At 71.8% G+C, this 728-nt stretch carries 1 protein-coding gene; it reads right to left on the minus strand.

Annotated features, from left to right (window positions below; translation table 11 throughout):
- A partial coding sequence (locus ABFX36_RS18925; RefSeq protein WP_346077830.1) for an HNH endonuclease signature motif containing protein occupies positions 1-728 on the minus strand: 728 nt, incomplete at both ends.

Raw genomic sequence — 728 nt, forward strand, 5'->3', positions numbered from 1 at the left:
GCCGGCGTGGGGTCCGTCGATCAGGATCATCGTCTGCCATTGCCCGGGGCGGGGTCCGACGGAGCGATTGTGGCGTCCGCATGCGGCGCCGAGGTGGTCGATGTCGGTGGGGCCGCCGTCGGCCCAGTCGGGGAAGTGATGGGCTTGGGTGCGGGTGAACGGGGCGTCGCAGCCGGGGGCGGTGCAGCCGCGGTCGCGGGCGAAGAGCATCAACCGCTGTGCCCGCGACGCGAGCCGGCGTCCTCGTCCGAGGTAGAGGGCTTGTCCGGTGTGGGCGGAGAAGACGGCCAGGTGCGGGGTTGCGGTGGCGGCGACTTCGATCAACTCCGCGACCGGCAGCCGGGTCCCGGTCGCGGTCAACGCGATCCCGGCGCGCTCGGCCAACTCGTGGTCGGTGATGGTGATGACCAGATCACCCGACCGCCGACCACCCCCAGCACCAGTGCGGGAGGCGCGCAGCAGCGCTTGCAGACCGTCATGGGTGCGCTGCCCCGGCGTGCGAGTATCACGCTCCACCGCCGCCGCCAGGGCGGCCGGGTCGGCCGATTCGACGGTCCCGGATGGGGAGTCGGGGTCGTCGGGGTTGTTCATTCCCGGTGCGGCCCACGACGGCAGTGCCGCCTCCATTTCCGCGCGCAACGCCGGGGTGAGGTAGCCGCGGACTTTGCTCATCAGCCGCAGATCCTGGGGCAGGATCGTGAAGCCGCGCAGGCGTTTGCGGTCGCGTT

The sequence above is a fragment of the Gordonia cholesterolivorans genome (genome assembly GCF_039531975.1).
Classification (GTDB): Bacteria; Actinomycetota; Actinomycetes; order Mycobacteriales; family Mycobacteriaceae; genus Gordonia; species Gordonia sihwensis.